The organism is Vibrio sp. 704 (assembly GCF_033339295.1).
On sequence record NZ_JAWOUH010000952.1, the window covers coordinates 1 to 532 of the forward strand.

General features: G+C 41.9%; 1 protein-coding gene. It reads left to right on the forward strand.

Going from position 1 to position 532, the window contains the following annotated elements; all coding sequences use genetic code 11:
* The coding region (locus tag R7R24_RS30060; protein ID WP_318120635.1) for an inner membrane-spanning protein YciB at nt 1-348 on the forward strand (348 nt) is incomplete at its 5' end.
* Nucleotides 349-532 lie beyond the last annotated feature (184 nt).

Consider the following 532-nt stretch of genomic DNA (forward strand, 5'->3'; position numbering starts at 1 on the left):
TTCATAAAATGGAAAGTCACTATCATTTACGTGGTGCTTGCAGTTGGTTTAACCGCCAGCCACTTAATGGGAAAATCGGTCGTCAAAGGCATGTTGGGTAAAGAGATCACGCTACCTGACGCGATTTGGGCGAAGATAAACTGGGCATGGGTAGGCTTCTTCTCATTTTTTGCAGGCCTAAACATTTACATCGCTTACGAGCTACCTCTGGATGTTTGGGTTAACTTTAAAGTATTTGGAATGCTGATCGCCACCTTCGCCTACATGATTGCTACTGGTGTCTACATTTACAAGCACATGCCAAAGGAAGAGAAAAATAACTCCTCCGATGTCTCGGTTGATGATTAAAAACTCAATTTTGCTATAATCCGCGCAAATGTATTATTCACAGCGACCTTCGGGTCGCTGTTTTGTTCAACGGACCAATAATTACTGCATTAGTATTCTTATTGGCACACCATATTTGCGCTTTTTTTGAGCGCCCTTGAAGATTTAGGATGTCACTATGAGCCAAGAATTTAACTCTCCGAAA